A 21,426-nucleotide genomic window follows, 5' to 3' on the forward strand; every position below is an offset into this window, starting at 1 on the left:
CCCAGGACACGCCTACTCGCCTCAGAGCTGCGGGCCGCCCTCCCGCAGGGTCTCCACGGCGTACGCGAGGTCCGTGGGATAGGGGCTCTCGTACTCCACGTACTCCCCCGTGACAGGGCTCGTGAACCCCAGCCGCTTGGCGTGCAGCCACTGCCGCGTGAGCCCCAGGCCCGCAGACAGGGCAGGGTCCGCCCCGTAGGTGAGATCACCGCAGCACGGGTGCTGCAGTGCGCTGAAGTGCACGCGGATCTGGTGGGTGCGCCCCGTCTCCAGGTGCACCTCCACGAGCGAGGCCCGCCCGAACGCCTCGAGCACCTCGTAGTGGGTCACGGAACGGCGCCCGTCCGAGAGCACCGCGAAGCGCCACTCGTGGCCGGGGTGCCGCCCGATGGGCGCGTCGATCGTTCCCTTCAGCGGGTCCGGGATGCCCTGGACCACGGCGTGGTAGACCTTGGTCACCGTGCGCTCCTTGAACGCGCGTTTGAGCTGCGTGTACGCGGTTTCCTCCCGCGCAACGACCATCAGCCCGGAGGTTCCCACGTCCAGCCGGTGCACGACGCCCTGACGCTCGGGGGCGCCGGAGGTTGCCACGGACACCCCGGCACCGGCCAGGGCGCCCACCACCGTGGGCCCTTTCCACCCGGGCGAGGGGTGCGCGGCCACTCCGGCGGGCTTGTCGACCACCACGTAGCTCGGGTTGACCTCCACGAGGCGCAGGTCCGGCACGTGCTGCGGCGCAATGCGCTCGGGGTCCTCGGGCACGGGGACCTCCACGGTGTAGGTCTCGGACGCCGCCACCCGGTGAGACTTGGCCACGGGCCGCCCGCGGTGGGAGACCCGCTCCTGCTCGCACAGCTGCGCCGCGGCGGAGCGTGACAGGCCCGTCCAGGCGGCCACGGCGGCGTCGAGCCGGGTACCCTCCAGCTCGGGGGACGCCGTGAACCGCTCGCTCTCGTACTCCGGCTCGGAGCCGGTGGGGCGGGTGCGCTCAGCGCTCACGAGCCACCCCCGAGTCCCGGTTGAGCAGGATCAGCAGCAGCACCAGGCCGATGCCCACCACCACGCCGCAGTCGGCCACGTTGAAGATCGCGAAATGGGGCACCGCGATGAAGTCCACCACGTGCCCGCGCCCGAACCCCGGTTCCCGGAACAGGCGGTCGGTCAGGTTCCCGAGCGCGCCGCCCAGCACCAGCCCCAGTGCGAGGGCCCACAGGGGGTCGCGGACCCGGCGCAGGTGCCACAGGATCGCCACGACCACGGCGGCCATCACGAGCGTGAAGACCCAGGTGGCACCGGAGCCCAGCGAGAACGCCCCGCCGCTGTTGCGGATGTGCTGCCACCACAGCAGGCCCGGGACCACCGGGTACTCGCGGCCGAGCACGAGGTTGTCCACGACCCACAGCTTGCTTGCCTGGTCCCCCGCGTAGAGCAGCGCGGCCACCACCAGGGACACCACGACGCAGCGGCGGCCCGCTCGGGTGGGGACGGGTGCCGCCGCTGCGTGGGTGGAGCTATCGCTCACAGGCGTCCTACTTGGTGCCGGGGCGCTTGCCCGCGGTGGAGACCGACTCGGCCGGCTCCAGGGACCCGGTGTTGTCGAGGTCCCGCAGCTGGCCGTTGAGGAAGGTCTTGAGGTTGCTGCGGTAGTCCTTCTCGAACGAGCGCAGCTTTGCCACGTTGGACTCGAGGTCCACCTTCTCGCGCTCGAGCGAGGACAGCGTCTCCTCCTTGATGCGCTTGCCCTCGGAGACGAGCTGGTCCGCCTGGACTCGGCCCTCGGTGATGAGGCGCTCTCGTTCCTGCTTACCCTGCGTCACGTAGTCGTCGTGCAGCTTCTGGGCCATCGCCAGCACGGCGGCGGCGGACTGCGCGGACTCCCCGGTCGCGGCGCCCGTCTGGGCGCCGGTGGCGGTCTGGGCCGACGACGTCGTGCCCGCGGTCTCCGCTGCGGCGGTGTCCGTGGTGCGGTGCTCGCTCGCCTCGGCGACCGGGGTCGTCTCGGCGGGCGCGGTCTGGGTCGCGTTCGCCGAGGTGGCGTCCCCGGCGTGCGAGCCGGAGCCGGTCGAGGCGGACGTAGTGGTGGTCTCCGAGACGCTCTCGGAGGTGGCCGCGGACTCGTCCGGGGTGCCGCCGAGGGTTTCCACCTGCTTGCGCAGGTTCTCGTTCTCCTGCGTCAGGCGGCGCAGCTCGACGACCACCTCGTCCAGGAAGTCATCCACCTCGTCCTGGTCGTAGCCCTCACGGAACTTGGTGGGCTGGAACCGCTTGTTGATGACGTCTTCGGGTGTCAGAGCCATGGATCTTCTCACTCCTCGTGTTGTACGGAAAATACCGCTGGATCCTGCCGCGCGCTCTGGCGCGCTGAAGACCCGCGGAGGGATTCTGCTCCACAATAGCGCTCAGCGGGCGCCCGCTCCTCGCGGGCGAGCGCCGCCGCAGGTCAGCGGGCCCGGCGCTCAGAGCCGGAACAGGATGTTGCCCAGCACCGACTGCAGGATGCTGATAGCGAAGACCAGGATCAGGAACCCCAGGTCCAGCGCCACTCCTCCGAAGCGCAGCGGCGGGACCAGCCGGCGCAGCGCATTCATGGGCGGGTCGGTCACCGAATAGACCGTGGACGCCACCACCAGGGCCAGGCCCTTGGGACGCCAGCTGCGCGCGAACATCTGCACCCAGTCCAGGACCAGGCGTCCCAGCAGGGCGATGTAGAGCACGTGGACCACCAGGTAGACGATCGACAGCACCAGGCTCATGCTCTCAGCCCTCGACCTGCTCGTGGGCCGTAGCGTTCTCGTCGATCTCGTCCGTGTGGCCCTGGTCCCGGACCTCCACGAAGGACGGGGTCAGCAGGAACACCTTGGCGGTGACGCGCTCGATGGATCCGTGCAGGGCGAAAACCAGGCCCGCCGCGAAGTCCACCAGCCGCTTGGCCTCGGCCTCGCCCATGTCCGAGACGTTCATGATCACGGGGGTCCCGTCACGGAATGCCTCACCGATGGACTTGGCGTCGTTGTACGACCGGGGGTGCACGGTGGTGATGATGCGCAATTCGTTGTCGTCCTCTCGGGAACTGGGAGCCCGCTTGATGGGGGTCACGGGGGCTCGGTACTCGGGGCTCCGGCGGCTGACCGCCGTGCTGCCGGCCTCGTTCGCCGCAGGAGCGGGCCCGTTCGAGACCGTGTGGGGGATGTCCCGGGGGCGGGGGGTGTCTGCGGAGATGTACTCGTCGTCGCTCTCGGCCAGCCCGAGATACACCATGGTGCGACGCAGCGCTCCGGCCATATTCTCTCCTCAATCACTGAACGGGCCGAGTGGGATCGGCCCGCGTATCGTCAGTCCTTTACGCTACCGCACGGCGGGCCGGGGCCCGAGAACATCCGATCCGATGCGCACGTGCGTGGCCCCCGCGGCCACGGCGGCCTCGAGGTCACCGCTCATCCCGGCCGAGACGGCGCGGGCCTCCGGGTGCTCCAGGAGCAGTTCCTGCGAAATTCCCCACAGTCGGTCGAAGGCCTCACGGGGATCGGCGTCGCGGGGTGCCACAGCCATCACACCGCCCAGCCGCAGCCCGTCCGTCTCTGCGACCCTGCGCGCGAGCTGCGGCACGGCCTGCGGGTGCGCACCGCCCCGGGAACTCTCCGGAGTGGCCTCCGGGTCCAGGTCCACCTGCAGCAGGCACGTGAGGTCCTCGGTGGCGCACGGTCCCGGCTCGGCATCCCCGGCGACCACCGCCTCCCGGTGGTTGCGCACCGCCCTGCCGAGCGCCGTCACCAGCGAGGTGCGGTCCACCGAGTGCACCCACGCGGCGTAGCGCACCACGTGTTTGGCCTTGTTCGACTGAAGCTGACCCACGAAGTGCCACACGGGCGGGGACACGGGAGGCTCACGCTCGGCCAGTGCGGCCGCCACCTCGGCGGCCTTGGGTCCGGCCTCCTGGTCCCGGTTCTCCCCCACCGCGCGCACCCCCAGCTCGCGCAGTCGCAGGACGTCCTGCGCGGGGAAGAACTTGGTCACCACCACGAGCGAGGGCAGCTCGCCCCCGTGGGAGCGGTCCTCCTTGCGCTGGGCGGCCGCGTCCAGGATCCGCCGCCGCACGGCGGACAGCCGCTGCGCGAGCTCCGCCGTGCGTCCGGCGTCCTGCGGGTCCACTCCGTCACCGATCTCACGCATTACGCCCACTTTCCTCGCTGACCCACACGAGGCCGGCGAGCCGGCCCCGGGTCTTGTCCCTGCGGTACGAGTACAACTCATCGTGCTCCAGCGTGCACCACGCGGCGCGGTCCGCGGTCTCCTCCCGGACCCGCACCCCGTGGTCCTCCAGGATCGAGCGCGCGGCACCCGGCAGGTCGAGACCGTCCGTGCCCCACGACGTCGTCGTCGCGACGCCCGGTAGGGCCTCCTCCGCCTGCTGCGCCATCTCGGTGGGCACCTCATAGCACGCCCCGCACACGGCGGGCCCGATCCAGGCCTCGAGGTCCAGTGCCTCGTGGGCCCGCACGGCCGCCACGGTTTCCTGCAGCACGCCGGCCAGCAGACCCGGGCGCCCGGCGTGGGCCACCGCGAGCACCGGAACGCCGCCCGCCCGTCGACCCACCAACACCACCGGCAGGCAGTCCGCGGTGAGGATCCCCACCGGAGTCCCGTCCGCACTGACCACCGCATCTGCCTCCGGGGCGGCGAGCAGGTCCGTGGCATTGGACGCCGTGCCCGTGACGTCGAGCACCGCGGTTCCGTGCACTTGCCACGCGTAGCGCACCAGCCCCGTTCCCAACTTCTGCTCCACACGACGACGCCGCCGCGCCACCTGCGCCGGCTCGTCACCCGTGTGCGCGGCGAGATTGCCATCCGAGACGTCAGTGAACGCCACTCCCACGCCGCCGCTGTCCGTGCGGTACCACATGCTGGTCCTCCTCGTTATTCTCTGGGGCCGGACTCCGGGCGCCGCTCGTCGTACCCGATGAACCGGTGCGACGCGCCACCACCGCCCTCACAGCAGGTGGCGCCGCCCGTCCTCAACCTCGTCTGTCCGGCCTGCCCATCCTGGCTGGGCGGATGCCGAAGGGGGTGGCCACCGCAACGGTGGCCACCCCCTTCTGAACGCTCCCGCGCCAGTGCCGATCTCCTCGCACTGTCCCCGAGGGGCGACGGCGTGTCAGCGGGCGCCGGGCGCCCGTCGCCTCACTTCAGGAAGTCGGGGAAGTCCAGCGAGTCCTTGCGGGCGGAGGAGCTCGAGGAGGACGGCGCGTCCGACTCGGCGGGCAGGTCCACGTCAAACCCGGCGTCGTCCGGGACGTCATCGTTCTGGTTCTGGCGCGAGCCGAAACTGCCCGTGGGAGCGGCGTAGGAGTTCCCGCCGCGCTGCGGGGAACGGCCCAGGCCCGAGGGGCGGGAGGCATCCCCGCCGAAGGTCGCACGCGTGTTCTCCGCCTGGCGCTGGGCCGGGGAGGAGTTGTTCGCGTTGGTCTCCTGGGACACGGAGTCGAAGCCCGCGGCGATCACGGTGACGCGTGCCTGGTCCCCCAGGGCGTCGTCGATCACGGCACCGAAGATGATGTTCGCCTCCGGGTGGGCAACCTCCTGCACCAGACGGGCAGCCTCGTTGATCTCGAACAGGCCGAGGTCCGAGCCGCCCTGGATGGACAGCAGCACGCCGTGGGCGCCGTCGATGGACGCCTCGAGCAGCGGGGACGCAATGGCGAGCTCCGCAGCCTTGACCGCCCGGTCCTCGCCCTGCGCCGCGCCGATGCCCATCAGCGCCGAGCCCGCACCCTGCATCACGGACTTGACGTCCGCGAAGTCCAGGTTGATCAGGCCCGGGGTGGTGATGAGGTCCGTGATGCCGGAGACGCCGGAGAGCAGCACCTGGTCCGCGGACTTGAACGCGTCCAGCATGGAGACGTTGCGGTCCGAGATGGAGAGCAGACGGTCGTTGGGGATCACGATGAGCGTGTCCACCTCGTCCCTCAGGGTCTCGATGCCGTTCTCGGCCTGGTTGGAGCGGCGGCGGCCCTCGAACGTGAACGGGCGGGTGACCACACCAATGGTCAGGGCACCCAGCGAGCGGGCGATGCGAGCGACCACGGGAGCGCCGCCGGTGCCGGTGCCACCGCCCTCACCCGCGGTCACGAAGACCATGTCGGCGCCCTTGAGCACCTCCTGGATCTCCTCCTCGTGGTCCTCGGCCGCCTGGCGCCCGACGTCCGGGTTCGCACCGGCGCCGAGGCCGCGGGTCAGCTCACGGCCGACGTCGAGCTTGACGTCCGCGTCCGACATCAGCAGAGCCTGGGCGTCGGTGTTGATGGCGATGAACTCGACGCCGCGCAGGCCTTCCTCGATCATGCGGTTCACGGCGTTGACGCCGCCGCCGCCGATGCCGACCACCTTGATGACGGCCAAGTAGTTCTGGGGGGTTGAGGAGTCCATATGCACCTAACTCGCGTGGGCTTGCGCTATCCGGGGATGATTCGCTGAAAAAGTCTAAAGTCTTGCGTTAAACTCGGGTGAACTGAGGTGCCCGGAGGCACACCATTCCTTTGACGGTAAGGATAACAACCTCGGGGGCGTTCTCCATATCATGCCGGGGCGTGTTACCCGATTACCCCGCAAACCTCCAGGTCACGCAGAGGACTTCTCTTCAAGTCGCTCTTGAGCGTTGAAATTTTGGTCACTTGACGACAGGGTGCAGCGGTGCGGACACGTCGATCTGGGTGGCGTTCGCCGTGGCCTCGGAGTTCACGAGGGCCGCGACCACCTGCGCCTTGAAATCGCTCTGTGAGGCGTCCCCCCACAGCACTTTACGGCCGTCCTTGAAGGTCAGCTCCACGGCCGAGCCCGAGGGTGCGGCGGCGCTCTCGAGCCTCGAGAGGACCTCCGCGGGCAGCGCCGCGAGGACCGCGGAGACGTCCGTGAACTTCTGCGTGCTCAGGACACCGCGCCCGCCGGAGACCAGCGGAACGTCCGGACGCTGGGCCTTCGCCACAGTGGAGAGGGGCTTGCCCTCGGAGTCCACCAGCATCAACGAGTCGCCGTCCTCCACGACGGCCACTCCCACGCGCTCGTGCAGCTGCACGGTGATCGTGTGCGGCGGGTGGAATACCACGTCCACGGACTTCACCTGGGGGACGTCCCCGAGGGAGTCCCTGACGTCCTGCTTCGAGATCCGGGTGAGGGGCACGCCCTGGAATCCGGAGAGTGCTTCCTGCACCGCCTGCGGGTCCGTGAGGGTCGCGCCCTCCACGTCGATCGTGCGGGCGGCGAACAGCGGGGAGAAGAAGACCACGAGCGCGAGCAGGGCCAGGGCCGCGAGGGACACGAGCAGCGTGATCAGTCGGCGTCTGCGGCGGCGCCGGTGGGTGCTGGGCGGGAACTGCAGCACGGTGGAGTCGGCGTCCTCACCGGCGGCGTCGCCCGGATCACCGGTCGACCCGGCCGCCTCCTCGGCTCGCGCGGCACGGCGTCGCGCACGCCACGTGGAGAAGCGCCCCCCCGCCGCGGGGGCCGCCTCGAGCTGACCCGTGTCCACGCGGGTGACCTTGCCACTGTCGTTGACCCGCACCGCGGGCGGGTCGTCCTCGACGCCGTGGAACTCCCCGTCCGGGCCGACACCCCAGTCCGCGTCCCACGCGGGATCGCGCTCGTCCAGGCCCGCCGAGGCCACCGAATCCTCCTCGGATCCGGGGTCTGCGGCGTGGAAGTCCTCGGAGTGGGCTTCGCCGGAAGCCCGTCCGCCGAAGGACGGCTGGTGCGGGGGCAGGGAGCGGGCCATCAGCGTCGCGCCAGGGCGGAGAGGATCTCGGGGCCGAGCGCGGTGACGTCGCCGGCACCCACGGTCATGACGACGTCGCCCGGGGCCGCCCGCGCGACCACCGCCGCAATCGCGTCCTCGGCCGCGGGCGTCGAGACCACCGCGGCGCCGTCGGCGAAGCGTGTGATGCTCTCCCCCGTGACGCCGGGCTCCGGCTGCTCGCGGGCCCCGAAGACGTCCAGGACGCACGCGAGGTCCGCGAGCTCCAGCGCACGGCAGAACGGCTCGGCGAACTCGCGCGTGCGGGAGTACAGGTGCGGTTGGAAGACCACGAGCACGCGGTGCTCCCCCGCCACGTCCCGGGCGGCGGTCAGGGCTGCGGCGACCTCCGTGGGGTGGTGCGCGTAGTCGTCGAAGACCCGCACGCCGTCCTGCTCGCCGCGCAGGTCGAAGCGGCGCGCGGAACCGTGGAACCCTGCCAGCCCGCAGAGCAGCCGGACGGGATCTGCGCCGGCGGCGAGTCCCGCCGTGAAGGCGGCGGCGGCATCGGCCACGTTGTGCGCCCCGGGGACCGCAAGACGCAGCTCGGCGGTTCGGCGTTCCCCCGCGGCGGGGAAGTCCAGGCGGCACGAGGAGCCGGTGCCGTGCGGGGTGACCTCCGAGACCACCACGTCCGCCGAGGGGTCAGCCCCGTACGTGAGCACCGGCGCGCCGGATGCACGGCGACGCTCGGCCAGGCGGGCGGCGCCGGGATCGTCCGCGCACGCCACCAGGGTGCCGCCGGTGCGGATGGTGTCCGAGAACTCGTCGAAGGCCTGGTAGAACGCCTCGGCGCTGCCGTAGTGGTCCAGATGGTCCGGCTCGATGTTCGTCACCACCGCCACCGTGGGGTGATAGGCCATGAACGAGCCGTCCGATTCGTCGGCCTCCGCGACGAACCAGTCGCCCTCGCCGAAACCGGCGTTGGCACCGAGGTCCGCCACGTGCGCGCCGATCGCCCACGAGGGGTCGAGCTCCGCCTCCCGCAGGGCGACCGCGGCCATGGAGCTCGTCGTGGTCTTGCCGTGCGTGCCCGCGACGGCGATCACGTGGCGCCCGTGCATGGCGGCGGCGAGCGCCTCGGAGCGGTGCAGCACGCGGGCACCGGCGGCGCGTGCCGCGGCGAGCTCCGGGTTGCCGTCCTTGATGGCCGTGGAGACCACCACGGTCTCGGCCCCGGCGACGTTCTCGCCCGCCTGGCCGACAAACGCGGTGGCGCCCATTGCCTCTAGCTCGCGCAGACCCGCGGAGTCCCTGGCGTCTGAGCCACTCACCTCCACGCCGCGGGCGAGCAGCAGGCGCGCCACGGCGGACATGCCCGCACCGCCCATGCCGATGAAGTGCACGCGGCCCAGGCCGTGGGGGTCGAGGGGTTGCTGGGTGTTCACGGTCGTCTCCTGTGGTGCGTGCGGGGAAGCGGGGGTCAGGCGAGGGCGGTGTCGAGGGTGAGCCGCGCCATCACCTGGGCGGCGTCGCGGACGCCGTGCGCCGCGGAGGCGCGTGTCATCTCGTCCAGGCGGGCGGCGTCGGTCACCAGGGGCGCCACGGTGTCCCGGTAGAAGCGGGGTGTGAATTCGGCGTCGGCCACGAGCTGCGCGCCGCCCGCGGCCACGAGGGAACGGGCGTTCAGCGCCTGCTCCCCGTTGCCGATGGGCAGGGGCACGAACACGGCGGGCAGGCCCACCGCGGCGACCTCGCACACGGTGGCCGCACCCGAGCGGGCGACGAGCAGGTCTGCCGCGGCGTAGACCTTCTCCATCCCGTCCACGTACTCGGTCTGGACGTAGTGCGGGGCGCGCAGCAGCTCACCCTCCGGAGTGCGCAGCTCCTTGCCGCGTCCCGTCACGTGCAGCAGCTGGTAGCCCTGTTCCCCCACCTCGCGGACCACGGCCTCGACGGTGCGGTTCATGGACTGCGCGCCGGAGGAACCCCCCGTGACCACCACGGTGGGCAGGTCCAGTTCCAGGCCGAGGTCGGCGCGGGCTGCCGCTCGCTGCGCCGCGCGGTCCAGCGTGGCAATCTCGCGGCGCATGGGCATGCCCACCACGCGTGCGCCCCGCAACGGTGTGTCCGGGAAGGCGGTGGCCACGGCGGTAGCGAAGCGCGCGCCCACCCGGTTGGCGATCCCGGGCTTGGCGTTCGCCTCGTGGATGACCACGGGGATGCCCCGACGACGGGCGGCCAGGTACACCGGGGTGCAGACGTAGCCGCCCACACCCACCACCACGGTGGCCTGCCGGGAGTCGAGGATCCGCCCCGCCTGGTGCACCGCGGTGGCCATGTGGCGAGGCAGCCTCAACAGGTCCACGGACGGCTTGCGCGGCAGGGGAACGCGTCCGATCAGCTCGAGGTCGACACCGGCGGCGGGGACCAGCCGGGTCTCCATGCCCGAGGCCGTCCCCACGGCGCACACGCTCGCGTCCTCGCGCTCATCCCGGATCGCGTGCGCAATGGCGAGCAGCGGGCTGATGTGCCCCGCCGTGCCGCCCCCGGCGAGCACCACACGGGCAGATCCCGCGCGCTGCTCGAGTGCTGCGCTCTCCTGCGTGGAAGTCATCGTCGTCCCTTTCCGAAGCGTCCGGTCACACGCTGCGCCCACGAGCCGCGAGCCGCGCCGTCGCCGTCGTCGAGGCCCTGTTCGTGGGCCTCCTGGGCGTCCAGGATCTGGGAGCCGCCCAGGCCCTGGCCGCGGCCCACGCGCACGGTGCGCGGCACCCGGGCGAAGGACATCACCACACCCACGGCGGCCATGGTCATGAGCAGCGCGGAACCACCGTAGCTGATGAACGGCAGGGGGATGCCGATCACCGGGAGCAGGCCCGTGACCATGCCGAGGTTGACGAACGCCTGGCCCACGAGCCACGTGGCGATCCCCGCGGTGGTGATCCGCACGAAGGTGCTGCGGGTGCGGGTGAGGATCCGGGCCATGGCGACCACCATCACGATAAACAGCACCAGGATGATGGTGGTTCCCACGAGACCGAGCTCCTCCCCGATGATCGAGAAGATGTAGTCGTTGTGCGCCTCGGGGACGTAGTTGTACTTCAGTCGGGACTGACCCAGGCCCACGCCCCACCAGCCGCCGGTGGCCAGCGCGTTGAGCCCCTGCTGCGCCTGCCAGCACGCGTCCGTGGCACCGCAGTCACCGAAGAGCCAGCCCTTGATGCGGTCCAGCCGGTGCGGGGCGGTGACCACCAGGAGGAGACCGCCGGCGACCGCGAGCGCCGCACCCCCCAGGAAGATCTTGATGGGTGCGCGCACGAACCACAGCGCGGCGGCGTAGATCAGGCAGAACACGATGGCCGTGCCGGCGTCACCTCCCCCGAGCACGAGGACCGTGGGGACGCCGAAGCCGAGCAGGGAGGGCCACAGCGCCTTCTTCCACTCGTGCTCCACCACGTCCCCCTGCTTGGCGAACAGTGCGGCGAGCCACAGGCACAGCGCGAGCTTCGCGAGCTCGGAGGGCTGGAAGGACTGCCCGCCGAGGACCAGCCAGTTCCGGTTTCCGTTGACCTCCTGCCCCAACGGGGAGAAGACCAGCAGCGAGAGCAGCACGCTGAGACCCCACAGGGGCCATGCCGCGGCGCGGTACCAGCGGGCGGGCACCAGCGAGAGCGAGAACATGAGAACGAGTCCGACCAGCCCGAAGACCGCCTGCTTGGCGAACAGGGAGTACGCGGAGCGGCTGTCGGAAATGGACTCCACGGCGGAGGCCGAGAGCACCATCATCACGCCGATGCCGGTCAGCAGGATCACACACCCGGCCAGGGCGTAGTAGGAGTGGAAGAGCGGGCCGTCCGTGAGGTGGTGCCACAGGGCGCGCAGGCGGGTGGTCAGTGCCGCCCCGGCGGGGCGCGGTGTGCTCTCGGGCGCCTCGCCCTGGGGGGAAGTCGGTGCGGGTGCGCGTGTGCTCATGCCAGTCCTAGTTCCTCGTGGACGCTGCGGGCGAAAGACGTGCCGCGGTCCGCGTAGTCAGTGAACTGGTCCATGGACGCGGCGGCCGGGGCCATCAGCACGGTGTCACCGGGCTCGGTCCGCGCCGCGGCGAGCTGCACCGCGCGGCGCATCACCGCGTGCCCGTCCGAGGGGTCGATCGCGGGCTCCCCGTTGGAGGTGGCCGTGCCACCTGCCAGGCCCGGTGTGGCCGCCAGAACCGGGACCTCCGGGGCGAGCCGGGAGAGCGAGCCCAGCAGCGCGGCGTCGTCGGTGCCGATGACCACGACGGCCTTGAGGCGCTGCGCATTGGCCGCCACGAGCTCGTCGTAGTCCACGCCCTTGGACAGCCCTCCCGCGATCCACACCACCGTGTCGAACGCGGAGAGCGAGGCCTGCGCGGCGTGCGGGTTCGTGGCCTTGGAGTCGTCGATCCAGCGCACGCCCTCCGTCTCGGCCACGAGCTGGATCCGGTGCTCCCCCGGGCGGTAGGCCAGCAACCCGTCCCGCACGGCTCCCGGCTCCACTCCCGCCGCACGTGCCAGCGCGGCGGCCGCGAGCGCGTTGGCCACCCCGTGACGTGTGGGAAGGTCCCCGGTGTCCGCGACGGAGCCGATCTCCGCGGCGCTCGTGGCACGGTCCGCGACGAACGCCCGGTCCACGAGCAGCTCGTCCACCACCCCGAGCATCGAGAGACCCGGAGTGCCCGTGGTGAAGCCGACCGCGCGGCAGCCCTCGACCACGTCCGCCGCCTCCACCAGCTCCTCCGCGCCCGGCTGGTCCACGTTGTAGATGCACGCCACGCGCGTGTTCTCGTACACGCGGGACTTGTCCGCGCGGTAGTTCTCAAAGCTGCCGTGCCAGTCCACGTGGTCCTCGGCCACGTTGAGCACCGCCGAGGCCAGCGGGGACACCGAGTGCGCCCAGTGCAGCTGGAAGCTCGAGAGCTCCACGGCGAGGACGTCGTACTCCACCGGGTCGCGCAGCGCGTCCAGGATGGGGGTGCCCACGTTGCCCACAGCGATGGCCTTCAGCCCGGCGGACCGCAGGATCGACTCGGTCATCCCCACCGTGGTGGTCTTCCCGTTCGTCCCGGTGACGCACAGCCACTGCGGGGTGCGACGGCCGCGGCGCTCGCTCACGCGCCACGCGAGCTCCACGTCCCCCCAGATCTGGATCCCCTCCTCGCGCGCCGCCGTCAGCAGCGGGTTCGTGGGGCGGATTCCGGGCGAGGTCACCACGAGGTCGGGACGGACCCCGACCACGTCCGGGACGCGGGTCATGGCGTCCGGGCCGAGCACGACGTCGCGCGCGCCCACGATCTTCAGAGTGTCCGCGGCCTGTTGGTTGCGTTCGTTGTCGCCCGAGTCCAGGACCGTGACGAGGGCACCGAGCTCGATGAGCGTGTCCGCGGCGGCGAAGCCGGAGACGCCGATCCCGGCGACCACCACGCGCAGTCCGGACCAGTCGGCGTCCCAGCTGGTGAGCTCGGTGAGCCGCGGGTTGTCCAGGACGGGGTTCTCGTTGCTCGCGTGCATCATGACTGGTCGGTGCCTCTTCTTCCTCTGGTCCGGGTGTCGTTCGTCGGGGGTCCCGGGGTCCCTGGGGAGACCGGGTGCGGGGTGTCGGTCCAGCGCTGTCAGTGCAGCACTTCGGTGCCGGGGAACGCTCCCCCGTTGTGCAGCAGCCAGTCGCCGTAGAACACCCCGAGGGCGGCGGCCACGAAGAGCCCGGCAATGATCCAGAAGCGCACCACGATGGTGACCTCCTGCCAACCCTTGAGCTCGAAATGGTGCTGCAGGGGCGCCATCTTGAAGATCCGTTTGCCGTGGGAGAGCTTGAAGTAACCCACCTGAAGGATCACGGAGAGGGTGATGACCACGAAGAGCCCCGCGATCAGCACCAGCAGCAGCTCGGTGCGGGAGAGCACCGCGAAGGCCGCGAGCGCCCCGCCCAGACCCAGGGAGCCGGTGTCGCCCATGAAGATCTTGGCGGGCGAGGTGTTCCACCACAGGAAACCGATGAGCGCGCCCACAAGGGCGGCGGCCACGATCGAGAGATCCATGGGGTCGCGGACCTCGTAGCACGCGGCCTGCCCCACGGTGTCGCACAGGTGCCCTGCCTGCCACAGCGAGATGAGCATGTAACCGCTGAACACCAGGATCGAGGCGCCGGTGGCGAGGCCGTCCAGCCCGTCCGTGAGGTTCACGGCGTTGGTGGTGCCGGTGGCGATCAGGTTCACCCAGACCACGAACAGGACCAGGCCCACGAGCGGCCCGGCGAACGCGAGGTCCAGCCCGGTGTCCCGCGTCCAGGAGATCGCCGTGGAGGCGGGGGTGTGTCCGGAGGCGTCCGGGAAGAACAGCACGAGGACCGCAAACGCCGTTCCGATGGCCCCCTGCAGGATCATCTTCCCGGCGGCGGTGAGCCCGAGGTTCTGCTTCTTGGAGATCTTCTTGAAGTCGTCCAAAAAGCCCACGAGTCCCATGCCCAGCATGAGCCCCAGGGCCAGCACCCCGGAGAGGGTGATGCCCCCGTTATCGGGCCAGGCGAGCACACTGATCAGGTGGGTCACGAGGTACGCGGCCACCACCGAGAGCAGGATGGCCACACCGCCCATGGTGGGCGTGCCCCGCTTGGTCTGGTGGGACGTGGGGCCGTCGTCGCGGATGTACTGTCCGTACCCGCGCCGGGCCAGGAGCTTGATGAGGACCGGGGTCCCGAAGATGGAGAACACGAGGCCGAGCCCCGATGCCATGAGAAGTTGGATCATGCGGCTCAGACCTCCCGCTGGATCGTCTCGGACCCGGATGCCGCGATCCGGTCACCCAGGTGGTTCAGTCCCGCCGCGTTCGAGGACTTCAGCAGCACGATGTCCCCGGGGCGCAGCTGCTCCCGCAGGTACTCCTCTGCGTGCTCGGCGTCCGGCACCCAGGCCGCCTCCTCGCCCCACGACCCCTCGAGGGTCGCGGCGGTGAAGACGGGCCGGGCGAGATCCCCCACGGCCAGCACGTGCGAGATGTTCAGCCGCACGAGCAGCTGCCCGAGATCCGCGTGGGCCTGGACGGAGTCCTCGCCGAGCTCGTGCATTGCGCCGAGCACGGCGATCGTGCGGCGGGCGGGGTGCTCGGCGTTCCCGCGTCCCAGCTGCGCGAGCGTCTGCAGCGCGGCCTTCATGGACTGCGGGTTGGCGTTGTAGGCGTCGTTGATCACGGTCACGCCGTCCGCGCGCTCGGTGCGCTCCATGCGCCACCGGGAGCGCGCGCCACCCTCGAGGCCGGCTGCGATCTGCGCGGGATCCACTCCGGCGGACCACGCGACGGCGGCCCCCGCGAGCAGGTTGGTCACGTGGTGCACGCCGATCAGCTTCGAGCGCACCGGGTGCTCGGAGCCGTCCGGCAGGTGCAGGGTGAACACCGGGCAGCCGTCCGCGCCCGTCGTGACGTCCTCGGCCCACACGCGCGGGTCCGCCGTGGCCGCGTCGTGGGCCTCGGGGCCCTGGCCGAAGGAGACTACGCGCGCCACGGTGCGTTCGCGCATGGCGCGCACCCGGGCGTCGTCGTCGTTGAGCACAGCGGTGCCCTCCGGGGCCAGTGCCTCGACCATCTCCCCCTTGGCGCGCGCAATGTTATCGACGCCGCCGAACTCGCCCGCGTGGGCCGAGCCCACGCACAGCACCGCACCGACGTCCGGGCGGACCATCTCGCACAGGTAGCGGATGTTGCCGATGTGCGTGGCACCCATCTCGATCACGAAGAACTCGGTCTCCTCCGTGGCGGTGAAGACCGTCAGCGGCACCCCGACCTCGCCGTTGTAGGAGTTGCGCGGGGCCACCGTGGGCCCCTGCGCGCTGAAGATCCCGTGCAGCAGGTCCTTGGTGGTGGTCTTGCCCACGGAGCCCGTCACGGCGACCACCGTGACAGCGTGGTCCGCGCGCAGCTGCCCGAGCACGTGCGAGGCGAGCGCGCCCATGGCGAGCACCACGTCCTCCACGACGACGGACGGGAAGGGTGTTCCCGACTCCTCGGCAACCTCGCGCTCGGTGAGGTGCAGCACGGCACCGGCGTGCGCGGCCTGCGGCAGGAAGTGGTGGCCGTCCGTGCTCTGCCCCGGCTTGGCCACGAACAGTGTGCCGGGCACGACCTCGCGGGAGTCGGTGGTGACCGAGGTGACGGTCACGGCCGAGGGGTCCAGGACCCCCACGAGCCGGCCCGAGACGGCCTCGGCCACCTGGGCGGCGGTGATGGCTATCATTTCTGCTCCTTCGTGTGCGCGTGCAGCGCCTCGAGGGCGCTCCGCAGCTCCACGCGATCGTCCAGGGGGACGCTCACGCCGTTGAAATCCTGTGCGGTCTCGTGCCCGCGCCCGGCCACGATGATCGAGTCCTCGGGGCGGGCCATCCGAACGGCCGTGCGGATGGCCGTGGCACGCGGCTCGATGACGAGCACATCCGTGGCGCGCGCTCCGTTCGCCACGGCCTCGCGGGCCCCGGCGGCCACCTGCTCCCGGATGGGGGCGGGCTCCTCGGAGTGGGGGTCGTCGTCCGTGACGATCACGACGTCCGCCTCCTCGGCGGCCACCCTGCCCATGACGGGCCGCTTGGTCGTGTCCCGCTGGCCCGTGGCGCCGAAGACGACGATCACGCGGCCCTCGCGGTCCTCGGGGGTCACCGATCGCAGGGAGCGCACGAGCGCGTCCGGGTTGTGGGCAAAGTCCACCAGGGACGTGGGGGCGGTGCCCACGAGCTGCATCCGGCCCGGCACGCTCGTGGTGAGCGGGTCGTGCTCGTCCAGCGCGCGCTGCAGGGCATCCACGGCCACGCCGGAGTCCAGCACCATGAGCACGGCCAGCGCCGCATTGGCCACGTTGAACTCGCCCGGCAAGCCCGTGTGCACGCGCAGCTGTGTCCCGTCCGTGTGCTGCAGCCGGAACGCATTGCCGATCCCCCTGCGTTCGAGCGAGCTGAGGGTCCAGTCCGCGGGCTCCCCCGCGGCGTCGCTGCCGCGCAGGGCCACGGTCGTCACATTCTCGGCCCCCAGGTTCTCGCGGGCGCGCTGCGCCATCGCGGCGCCCCAGGGGTCGTCCTCGGAGAGCACGAGCACGGCGCGCCGCGTGCGTTCCGCCGTGAACAGCTGCGCCTTGGCCTCGAAGTACTCGGCCATGGAGCCGTGCAGGTCCAGGTGGTCCTGCGTCAGGTTGGTGAATCCGGCGATGTCGTAGCGCACGCCGTCCACCCGGTGGTACTCGAGGGCGTGGGAGGAGACCTCCATGCCCGTGGCCGTGATCCCGCGCTCGCGCATCAGGGCCAGCAGCGAGTGCACGTGCGGTGCCTCCGGTGTGGTCAGGCGCGAGGGGATGGGGGTGTCTCCGGCGAGGATCTCGATGGTGCCGATCAGCCCGGTGGTGTGGCCCAGGGCGCGCAGGATCGAAGTGGTGAAGTACGTGGTGGTGGTCTTGCCGTTGGTCCCGGTCACGGCGAAGAGCTCCTGGCCGGTGCCGTCCTGCGGCTGGGAGTCGTAGACCGCGCGGGCCACCGGACCCACCCACGTGCGCGGTTGCGGGCTCACGAGCACGGGCAGGTCCACACCAGCCGCCGCGAGCTCACGCGCACCCACCGGATCGGTGAGCACGGCCACGGCACCCGCGGCGGCGGCGTCGCCGGCGAAGCGCGCCCCGTGCACCCGCGCACCGGGCAGTGCCGCGTAGAGGTCACCGGGCTGCACCTCGCGCGAGTTCAGGACCACGCCCGTCACCGCGCCGGCCGCATCGGAACGGGCGGGCACCAGTTCGGCACCGGTCAGCCGGGCCAGCTCCTGCACCGTGTGGGGCACGGGTCGGGAGGGACGCATGCTCTGCGCGTCGACCCCCTCGTGGGCAGATGTCTCCATGAAAGTCCTTCTCGAAACCTGTCTGCGAACGATCCCCGCTCACCCGGGCCGGCAACTCACCGGTAGTAGTCCACGCTGTGCGCGCCTGCATCGGAAGTTTAGCCCTGGGAGTCGTCCCTGCTCGGCTCGGGCCAGGTCTGCTCGAGGGCGTTCTCCGGGGTCACGTCCCGCTTGATGTTCTCCGGGACCTGCATGTCGAACTTCGGGCCCTCGGTGGTGGAGGGTGCCACGTTGTAGTGGTGGAGCACCTGGGACATGATCGTGGAGAACGTGGAGGTGACCCCGACCGTGTGGACGTCGCCCTGGGGGCGCTGCATGGTCACGGCCACCAGGTACTGCGGATCCTCCATGGGCGCCACGCCCACGAACGAGGTCGTGTAGCCGTCGTAGCCGCCGCTGTCGCTCGGGGCCTCGGCCGTTCCCGTCTTGCCGCCCACGCGGTAGCCCGGCACGGCGGCCTCCTTGGCACCGCCCTGGGTCACCACGTTCTCCATCACGTCCAGCGTGTCCTGGGCCGCGGACTCGGAGAGCACCTGCTTGGGTTCGGGGCTCTGCGGGGTGCTCACGGTGCCGTCCGCCGCCGTGACGGAGTTCACGATGCGCGGCTCGATCTGACGGCCCTTGTTGGCCACGGCCTGGAAGATCGAGGCAGTGCGAAGCGGGGTCTGGGAGACGCCCTGGCCGAAGAGCACTGTGTACTCCTGGCGGGCGTCCCACTGGTCCGCGGGAGCGAGGATGCCGGTGGACTCGCCGGGCAGCTCGATGCCCGTGGCCTGGCCCACCCCGAAGTTCGCGAGGTTGTCGTGCCGGGTCTGTTTGTCCATCTTGGAGCCCATGATCACCGTTCCCGTGTTCATGGAGTCCCCGATGATGCCCGCGACCGTGCGGTTCTGCGCCGGGTGGTCGAACGCGTCCGTGATCTTCTCCGAGCCGATCTGCAGGTAGGAGGGCACCGTGATCTGGGTGGACGGGGTCACAATCCCCCGGTCCAGCGCACCGGCGAGTGTGGCGATCTTCTCGGTGGAGCCCGGCTCCACCGACTGCGTCACCGCGCGCACCCCGAGGTCCTCCGCCTTGGCCTCCCCGGGCGCGTTCGGATCCACGGAGGAGGTGTCCGCCAGCGCCAGCACCTTTCCGGTCTTCACGTCCATCACGACGGCCGTGCCCCACTCTGCCTTCAGGGCCTTGGCGCGCTCGCGCACCGCCTGCTCGGCGAAGAACTGCACGTCGCTGTCCAGGGAGAGCTGCACGTCCGAGCCGTTCTGGGCGGCCTTCTGCTCCTGCGGGGCCACGGGGATGCGCACGCCGTCGCCCGAGATCTCGAAGCGCCGCTCGCCGTCCGTGCCGCGCAGCGCGGAGTCCTGGGTCTGCTCGATGCCGCCCAGCGCCTGGCTGTCCCCGCCGAGGAAGCCCACCACCGAGCCGCCCAGGGAGCCGTTCGGGTAGCTGCGCTGGAACGTGGGCTGGCCATAGATGTAGGGCAGGTTCAGCTCCCGCAGCTTGTTGTACTGCTCGGGGGTCACGCCGCGGGCCACATAGTTGAAGGTCTTGTCGCCGTCCAGCGCCTTCTTGACGTCGGTGTCGCTCATTCCCAGGGCGTCGGCGATCTTGTACACCGCCTGGGTGGGGGTCACGGTCTGGGTGGAGCCGTCCGTGCTGGGGACGTCCACCGAGGTGACCGCCGTCTGGTCCACCGTGATGTCGTAGCGCTGCAGTGTGCGGGCGAGCACCGCGCCCCGGGAGTCGGTGATCTCACCGCGCACCGCCGGGATCGACTCCACCAGCGTGCGCTGCGCCGCCGCAGCCTCCGCCCTGCCGCTGGGGTCCAGTCCCTGGATCCAGAAGAGCTTGCCCACCACCAGCAGCAGCAGCACCAGCAGCACGGCGATGCCCACCTGCATGCGCGAGTAGGGCCTGAGCAGTCGGTTCCTGCGCGCTGTGGATGGTGACACGGTCTTCCTCGTTTCCTGGACTCCGGCGTGGTGCGGCTCCCTCCGATGGGTGGTGGTCGCGGGTCCGACGTGTGGACCCTCGGCGTCAGTTGCCGGGTGCGCGCTGCGACGGCGCGGGCAACGAGCCCCCGTTGAGGTCCCGCGCGTTGTCGGCCTTCTGGGCGGCCTCGCGCTCGGCGGTTTTCTTGTCCGCCTCCTCCTTGGCCCGCTTCTCCGCGCGTTCCTCGGCGGCACGGCGGTTGGCCTCGGCGGCGTCGGAGCCCTTCAGCTTGGCCGGCGGCACGAGGATGTTCTGCGGGTCGCCCTTCTCGGCCACGGCGGACGGCGCGCTCACAGCTCCAGAGGCGATGTCGATGCTGCCCACGTCCTTCGCGCTGACCATGCCGAGGTCGTTGGCCCGGGCCGCGAGGTTCTGCGGGGCGGAGTTCGCCTCGATGTCCTGGGTCAGGGCCTCGTTCTCCTGGGACAGGGCGCGCTGCTGGCCCGTCAGCTCGGTGAGCTCGTACTGCCCCTGCGTGATCTGGATGTTGAGCACGAGGATCCCCACCAGCGCGGCGGCGAGCGCGAGCGCACACATCACCACTGTGGATACGCGGCTGCGACGGCTGGCTCGGTGAGGCACCACGGACAGGGGCCGACGGCGCTCCGGGCCGTGGCCCTCGGAGGCGCCGCTCGAGGCGGTGGTGGCCGCACTGCTCATCGGACGCTCCCTGGGGTCGTGGTCTCGCGGAGCTTCTCCACCGCGCGCAGCCGTGCCGAGGCGGCCCGCGGGTTGCCCTCGGTCTCCTCCGGCGTGGCCCGCTCGGCGCCGCGCGTCAGCACGGTCAGCGAGGGACGGTGCTCGGGCAACTCCACGGGAAAGCCCTTGGGAGCCGTGGAGCGGGCACCGCGGGCGAACTCCTGCTTCACAATTCTGTCCTCCAGGGAGTGGTAGCTCATGGCGACGACACGCCCTCCCACCCTGACAGTTTCCACCGCCGCGGGAACGGCACGCTCCAGCACGTCGAGCTCTTCGTTGACCTCGATCCGCAGCGCCTGGAAGGTCTGCTTGGCGGGGTGGCCCTTCTTGTGCTGGGCCGCGGCGGGCACGGCCGAGCGGACGACGTCGACCAGCTGGGCCGTGGTGCGCAGCGGCGTCTGCGCGCGGGCCGCGACGATGGCCCGCGCGATCCGGGGGGCGAAGCGGTCCTCTCCCCAGCGGTAGATGATGTCGCGCAGCTCCGCCTCCGTGTACTCGTTGACCACGGTGGCGGCGGAGAGCTGCGCGTGCGAGTCCATGCGCATGTCCAGGGGCGCGTCGAAGGAATAGGCGAAACCGCGTTCGCGCTCGTCGAGCTGCAGCGAGGAGACGCCGAGGTCGAAGAGGATGCCGTCCACCCGCTCCACCCCGGCGAGGGCGGCGGCGTCCGCAACGTGGTCATAGGTGCTGTGGACGCCCTGGAAGCGCGAGCCGAAGCGGGCCAGGCGCGCACCGGCCAGCTCAAGGGCCTGCGGGTCCCTGTCGATGCCCACTACGCGCAAGGAGGGGAAGCGCTCGAGCATGGCGTGGGTGTGGCCGCCCATCCCGAGGGTTGCATCGACGACGACCGGCTCCGGGGTGTCCAGCGCGGGGGCCAGCAGGTCCAGGCAGCGCCCCAGCATCACGGGTATGTGCCGTTGCTCGGCGGGCGCGTCTTCCATGCCGGGCTCCTGGTCCGTCGCGGGTGTTACCTGGGGGTCTTGTCGAGGTGTGCCCGGCCCGGGCCGTTCATCCGCGGTGCCGTTCATGTGCCGCACCGTGTCCACGGGGTCCGTCTGCATGGCGGCCACGCACCGTGCGGCGCGGCCCACGTGCGGCCGGTCACCAGATCCCCATCCGCCGCTCGCCCCT

19 protein-coding genes are annotated in these 21,426 nt (G+C 71.1%); all 19 read right to left on the minus strand.

Going from position 1 to position 21,426, the window contains the following annotated elements:
- Positions 1-21: 21 nt before the first annotated feature.
- The 19 genes from FS770_RS07495 to rsmH all read right to left on the minus strand — a co-directional run bounded on the left by FS770_RS07495 (position 22) and on the right by rsmH (position 21,236).
- Entirely contained in the window at positions 22-999 is a 978-nt protein-coding gene (locus tag FS770_RS07495) for an RluA family pseudouridine synthase (protein ID WP_186366721.1), read from the minus strand.
- A complete protein-coding gene (gene lspA / locus FS770_RS07500) occupies positions 989-1,522 on the minus strand; it encodes a signal peptidase II (RefSeq protein ID WP_055085757.1) in 534 nt (177 codons plus the stop codon). The genes FS770_RS07495 and lspA overlap by 11 nt, the downstream gene beginning before the upstream one ends.
- Positions 1,523-1,529: 7 nt before the next feature.
- Positions 1,530-2,297, minus strand: coding sequence for a DivIVA domain-containing protein (locus FS770_RS07505; protein ID WP_145010867.1), 768 nt, complete (start codon positions 2,295-2,297; stop codon positions 1,530-1,532).
- A 159-nt stretch (positions 2,298-2,456) separates the two neighbouring features.
- On the minus strand, positions 2,457-2,753 hold the full coding sequence (locus tag FS770_RS07510; protein ID WP_144942787.1) for a YggT family protein: 297 nt from the start codon (positions 2,751-2,753) through the stop codon (positions 2,457-2,459).
- Positions 2,754-2,757: 4 nt separating this feature from the next.
- Positions 2,758-3,282, minus strand: a complete 525-nt coding sequence (locus tag FS770_RS07515) for a cell division protein SepF (RefSeq protein ID WP_145010870.1) — start codon at positions 3,280-3,282, stop codon at positions 2,758-2,760.
- A 63-nt stretch (positions 3,283-3,345) separates the two neighbouring features.
- The gene (locus FS770_RS07520) at positions 3,346-4,170 is read right to left on the minus strand and encodes a YggS family pyridoxal phosphate enzyme (protein ID WP_144942785.1); all 825 of its coding nucleotides are present in this window, start codon (positions 4,168-4,170) and stop codon (positions 3,346-3,348) included.
- On the minus strand, positions 4,163-4,900 hold the full coding sequence (locus FS770_RS07525) for a purine nucleoside phosphorylase YfiH/LACC1 family protein (protein ID WP_145010873.1): 738 nt from the start codon (positions 4,898-4,900) through the stop codon (positions 4,163-4,165). The genes FS770_RS07520 and FS770_RS07525 overlap by 8 nt, the downstream gene beginning before the upstream one ends.
- A gap of 278 nt (positions 4,901-5,178) precedes the next feature.
- Entirely contained in the window at positions 5,179-6,423 is a 1,245-nt protein-coding gene (ftsZ, locus tag FS770_RS07530; protein WP_144942783.1) for a cell division protein FtsZ, read from the minus strand.
- 241 nt (positions 6,424-6,664) lie between these two features.
- A complete protein-coding gene (locus FS770_RS07535) occupies positions 6,665-7,765 on the minus strand; it encodes a cell division protein FtsQ/DivIB (RefSeq protein WP_144942782.1) in 1,101 nt (366 codons plus the stop codon).
- Complete coding sequence (gene murC / locus FS770_RS07540) at positions 7,765-9,171, minus strand: UDP-N-acetylmuramate--L-alanine ligase (protein ID WP_144942781.1); 1,407 nt, start codon at positions 9,169-9,171, stop codon at positions 7,765-7,767. The genes FS770_RS07535 and murC overlap by 1 nt, the downstream gene beginning before the upstream one ends.
- 35 nt (positions 9,172-9,206) lie before the next feature.
- A complete protein-coding gene (gene murG, locus FS770_RS07545) occupies positions 9,207-10,340 on the minus strand; it encodes an undecaprenyldiphospho-muramoylpentapeptide beta-N-acetylglucosaminyltransferase (RefSeq protein WP_144942780.1) in 1,134 nt (377 codons plus the stop codon).
- The gene (gene ftsW / locus FS770_RS07550; protein ID WP_144942779.1) at positions 10,337-11,698 is read right to left on the minus strand and encodes a putative lipid II flippase FtsW; all 1,362 of its coding nucleotides are present in this window, start codon (positions 11,696-11,698) and stop codon (positions 10,337-10,339) included. Before ftsW ends, murG begins: the two co-directional genes overlap by 4 nt.
- Entirely contained in the window at positions 11,695-13,257 is a 1,563-nt protein-coding gene (gene murD, locus FS770_RS07555; RefSeq protein ID WP_186366722.1) for a UDP-N-acetylmuramoyl-L-alanine--D-glutamate ligase, read from the minus strand. Before murD ends, ftsW begins: the two co-directional genes overlap by 4 nt.
- Positions 13,258-13,355: 98 nt before the next feature.
- On the minus strand, positions 13,356-14,489 hold the full coding sequence (mraY, locus tag FS770_RS07560; RefSeq protein ID WP_144942778.1) for a phospho-N-acetylmuramoyl-pentapeptide-transferase: 1,134 nt from the start codon (positions 14,487-14,489) through the stop codon (positions 13,356-13,358).
- A 5-nt stretch (positions 14,490-14,494) separates the two neighbouring features.
- Positions 14,495-15,970 (minus strand): UDP-N-acetylmuramoyl-tripeptide--D-alanyl-D-alanine ligase, encoded by a 1,476-nt coding sequence (locus tag FS770_RS07565; RefSeq protein ID WP_144942777.1) that lies wholly within the window; start codon positions 15,968-15,970, stop codon positions 14,495-14,497.
- Positions 15,967-17,604 carry a UDP-N-acetylmuramoyl-L-alanyl-D-glutamate--2,6-diaminopimelate ligase gene (locus FS770_RS07570; protein ID WP_144942776.1) on the minus strand — a complete coding sequence of 546 codons (1,638 nt, stop codon included), beginning with the start codon at positions 17,602-17,604 and terminating at the stop codon, positions 15,967-15,969. The genes FS770_RS07565 and FS770_RS07570 overlap by 4 nt, the downstream gene beginning before the upstream one ends.
- A 98-nt stretch (positions 17,605-17,702) precedes the next feature.
- The gene (locus FS770_RS07575) at positions 17,703-19,556 is read right to left on the minus strand and encodes a peptidoglycan D,D-transpeptidase FtsI family protein (RefSeq protein WP_244944807.1); all 1,854 of its coding nucleotides are present in this window, start codon (positions 19,554-19,556) and stop codon (positions 17,703-17,705) included.
- Positions 19,557-19,641: 85 nt separating this feature from the next.
- Entirely contained in the window at positions 19,642-20,256 is a 615-nt protein-coding gene (ftsL, locus tag FS770_RS07580; RefSeq protein WP_144942775.1) for a cell division protein FtsL, read from the minus strand.
- Positions 20,253-21,236, minus strand: a complete 984-nt coding sequence (gene rsmH / locus FS770_RS07585) for a 16S rRNA (cytosine(1402)-N(4))-methyltransferase RsmH (RefSeq protein WP_144942774.1) — start codon at positions 21,234-21,236, stop codon at positions 20,253-20,255. Before rsmH ends, ftsL begins: the two co-directional genes overlap by 4 nt.
- Between the last annotated feature and the right edge of the window lie 190 nt (positions 21,237-21,426).

It is taken from the genome of Kocuria salsicia (assembly GCF_007681555.1).
GTDB lineage: Bacteria > Actinomycetota > Actinomycetes > Actinomycetales > Micrococcaceae > Kocuria > Kocuria salsicia.

What these genes read in the sequence shown, in the direction of transcription:
- ftsZ (WP_144942783.1), bottom strand. Translation starts at nt 6,423, where the DNA reads ATGGACTCCTCAACCCCCCAGAACTACTTGGCCGTCATCAAGGTGGTC.
- FS770_RS07525 (WP_145010873.1), bottom strand. Translation starts at nt 4,900, where the DNA reads ATGTGGTACCGCACGGACAGCGGCGGCGTGGGAGTGGCGTTCACTGAC.
- FS770_RS07505 (WP_145010867.1), bottom strand. Translation starts at nt 2,297, where the DNA reads ATGGCTCTGACACCCGAAGACGTCATCAACAAGCGGTTCCAGCCCACC.
- mraY (WP_144942778.1), bottom strand. Translation starts at nt 14,489, where the DNA reads ATGATCCAACTTCTCATGGCATCGGGGCTCGGCCTCGTGTTCTCCATC.
- ftsL (WP_144942775.1), bottom strand. Translation starts at nt 20,256, where the DNA reads ATGAGCAGTGCGGCCACCACCGCCTCGAGCGGCGCCTCCGAGGGCCAC.
- rsmH (WP_144942774.1), bottom strand. Translation starts at nt 21,236, where the DNA reads ATGGAAGACGCGCCCGCCGAGCAACGGCACATACCCGTGATGCTGGGG.
- FS770_RS07520 (WP_144942785.1), bottom strand. Translation starts at nt 4,170, where the DNA reads ATGCGTGAGATCGGTGACGGAGTGGACCCGCAGGACGCCGGACGCACG.
- murD (WP_186366722.1), bottom strand. Translation starts at nt 13,257, where the DNA reads ATGATGCACGCGAGCAACGAGAACCCCGTCCTGGACAACCCGCGGCTC.
- FS770_RS07510 (WP_144942787.1), bottom strand. Translation starts at nt 2,753, where the DNA reads ATGAGCCTGGTGCTGTCGATCGTCTACCTGGTGGTCCACGTGCTCTAC.
- ftsW (WP_144942779.1), bottom strand. Translation starts at nt 11,698, where the DNA reads ATGAGCACACGCGCACCCGCACCGACTTCCCCCCAGGGCGAGGCGCCC.
- FS770_RS07535 (WP_144942782.1), bottom strand. Translation starts at nt 7,765, where the DNA reads ATGGCCCGCTCCCTGCCCCCGCACCAGCCGTCCTTCGGCGGACGGGCT.
- FS770_RS07565 (WP_144942777.1), bottom strand. Translation starts at nt 15,970, where the DNA reads ATGATAGCCATCACCGCCGCCCAGGTGGCCGAGGCCGTCTCGGGCCGG.
- FS770_RS07570 (WP_144942776.1), bottom strand. Translation starts at nt 17,604, where the DNA reads ATGGAGACATCTGCCCACGAGGGGGTCGACGCGCAGAGCATGCGTCCC.
- FS770_RS07515 (WP_145010870.1), bottom strand. Translation starts at nt 3,282, where the DNA reads ATGGCCGGAGCGCTGCGTCGCACCATGGTGTATCTCGGGCTGGCCGAG.
- murG (WP_144942780.1), bottom strand. Translation starts at nt 10,340, where the DNA reads ATGACTTCCACGCAGGAGAGCGCAGCACTCGAGCAGCGCGCGGGATCT.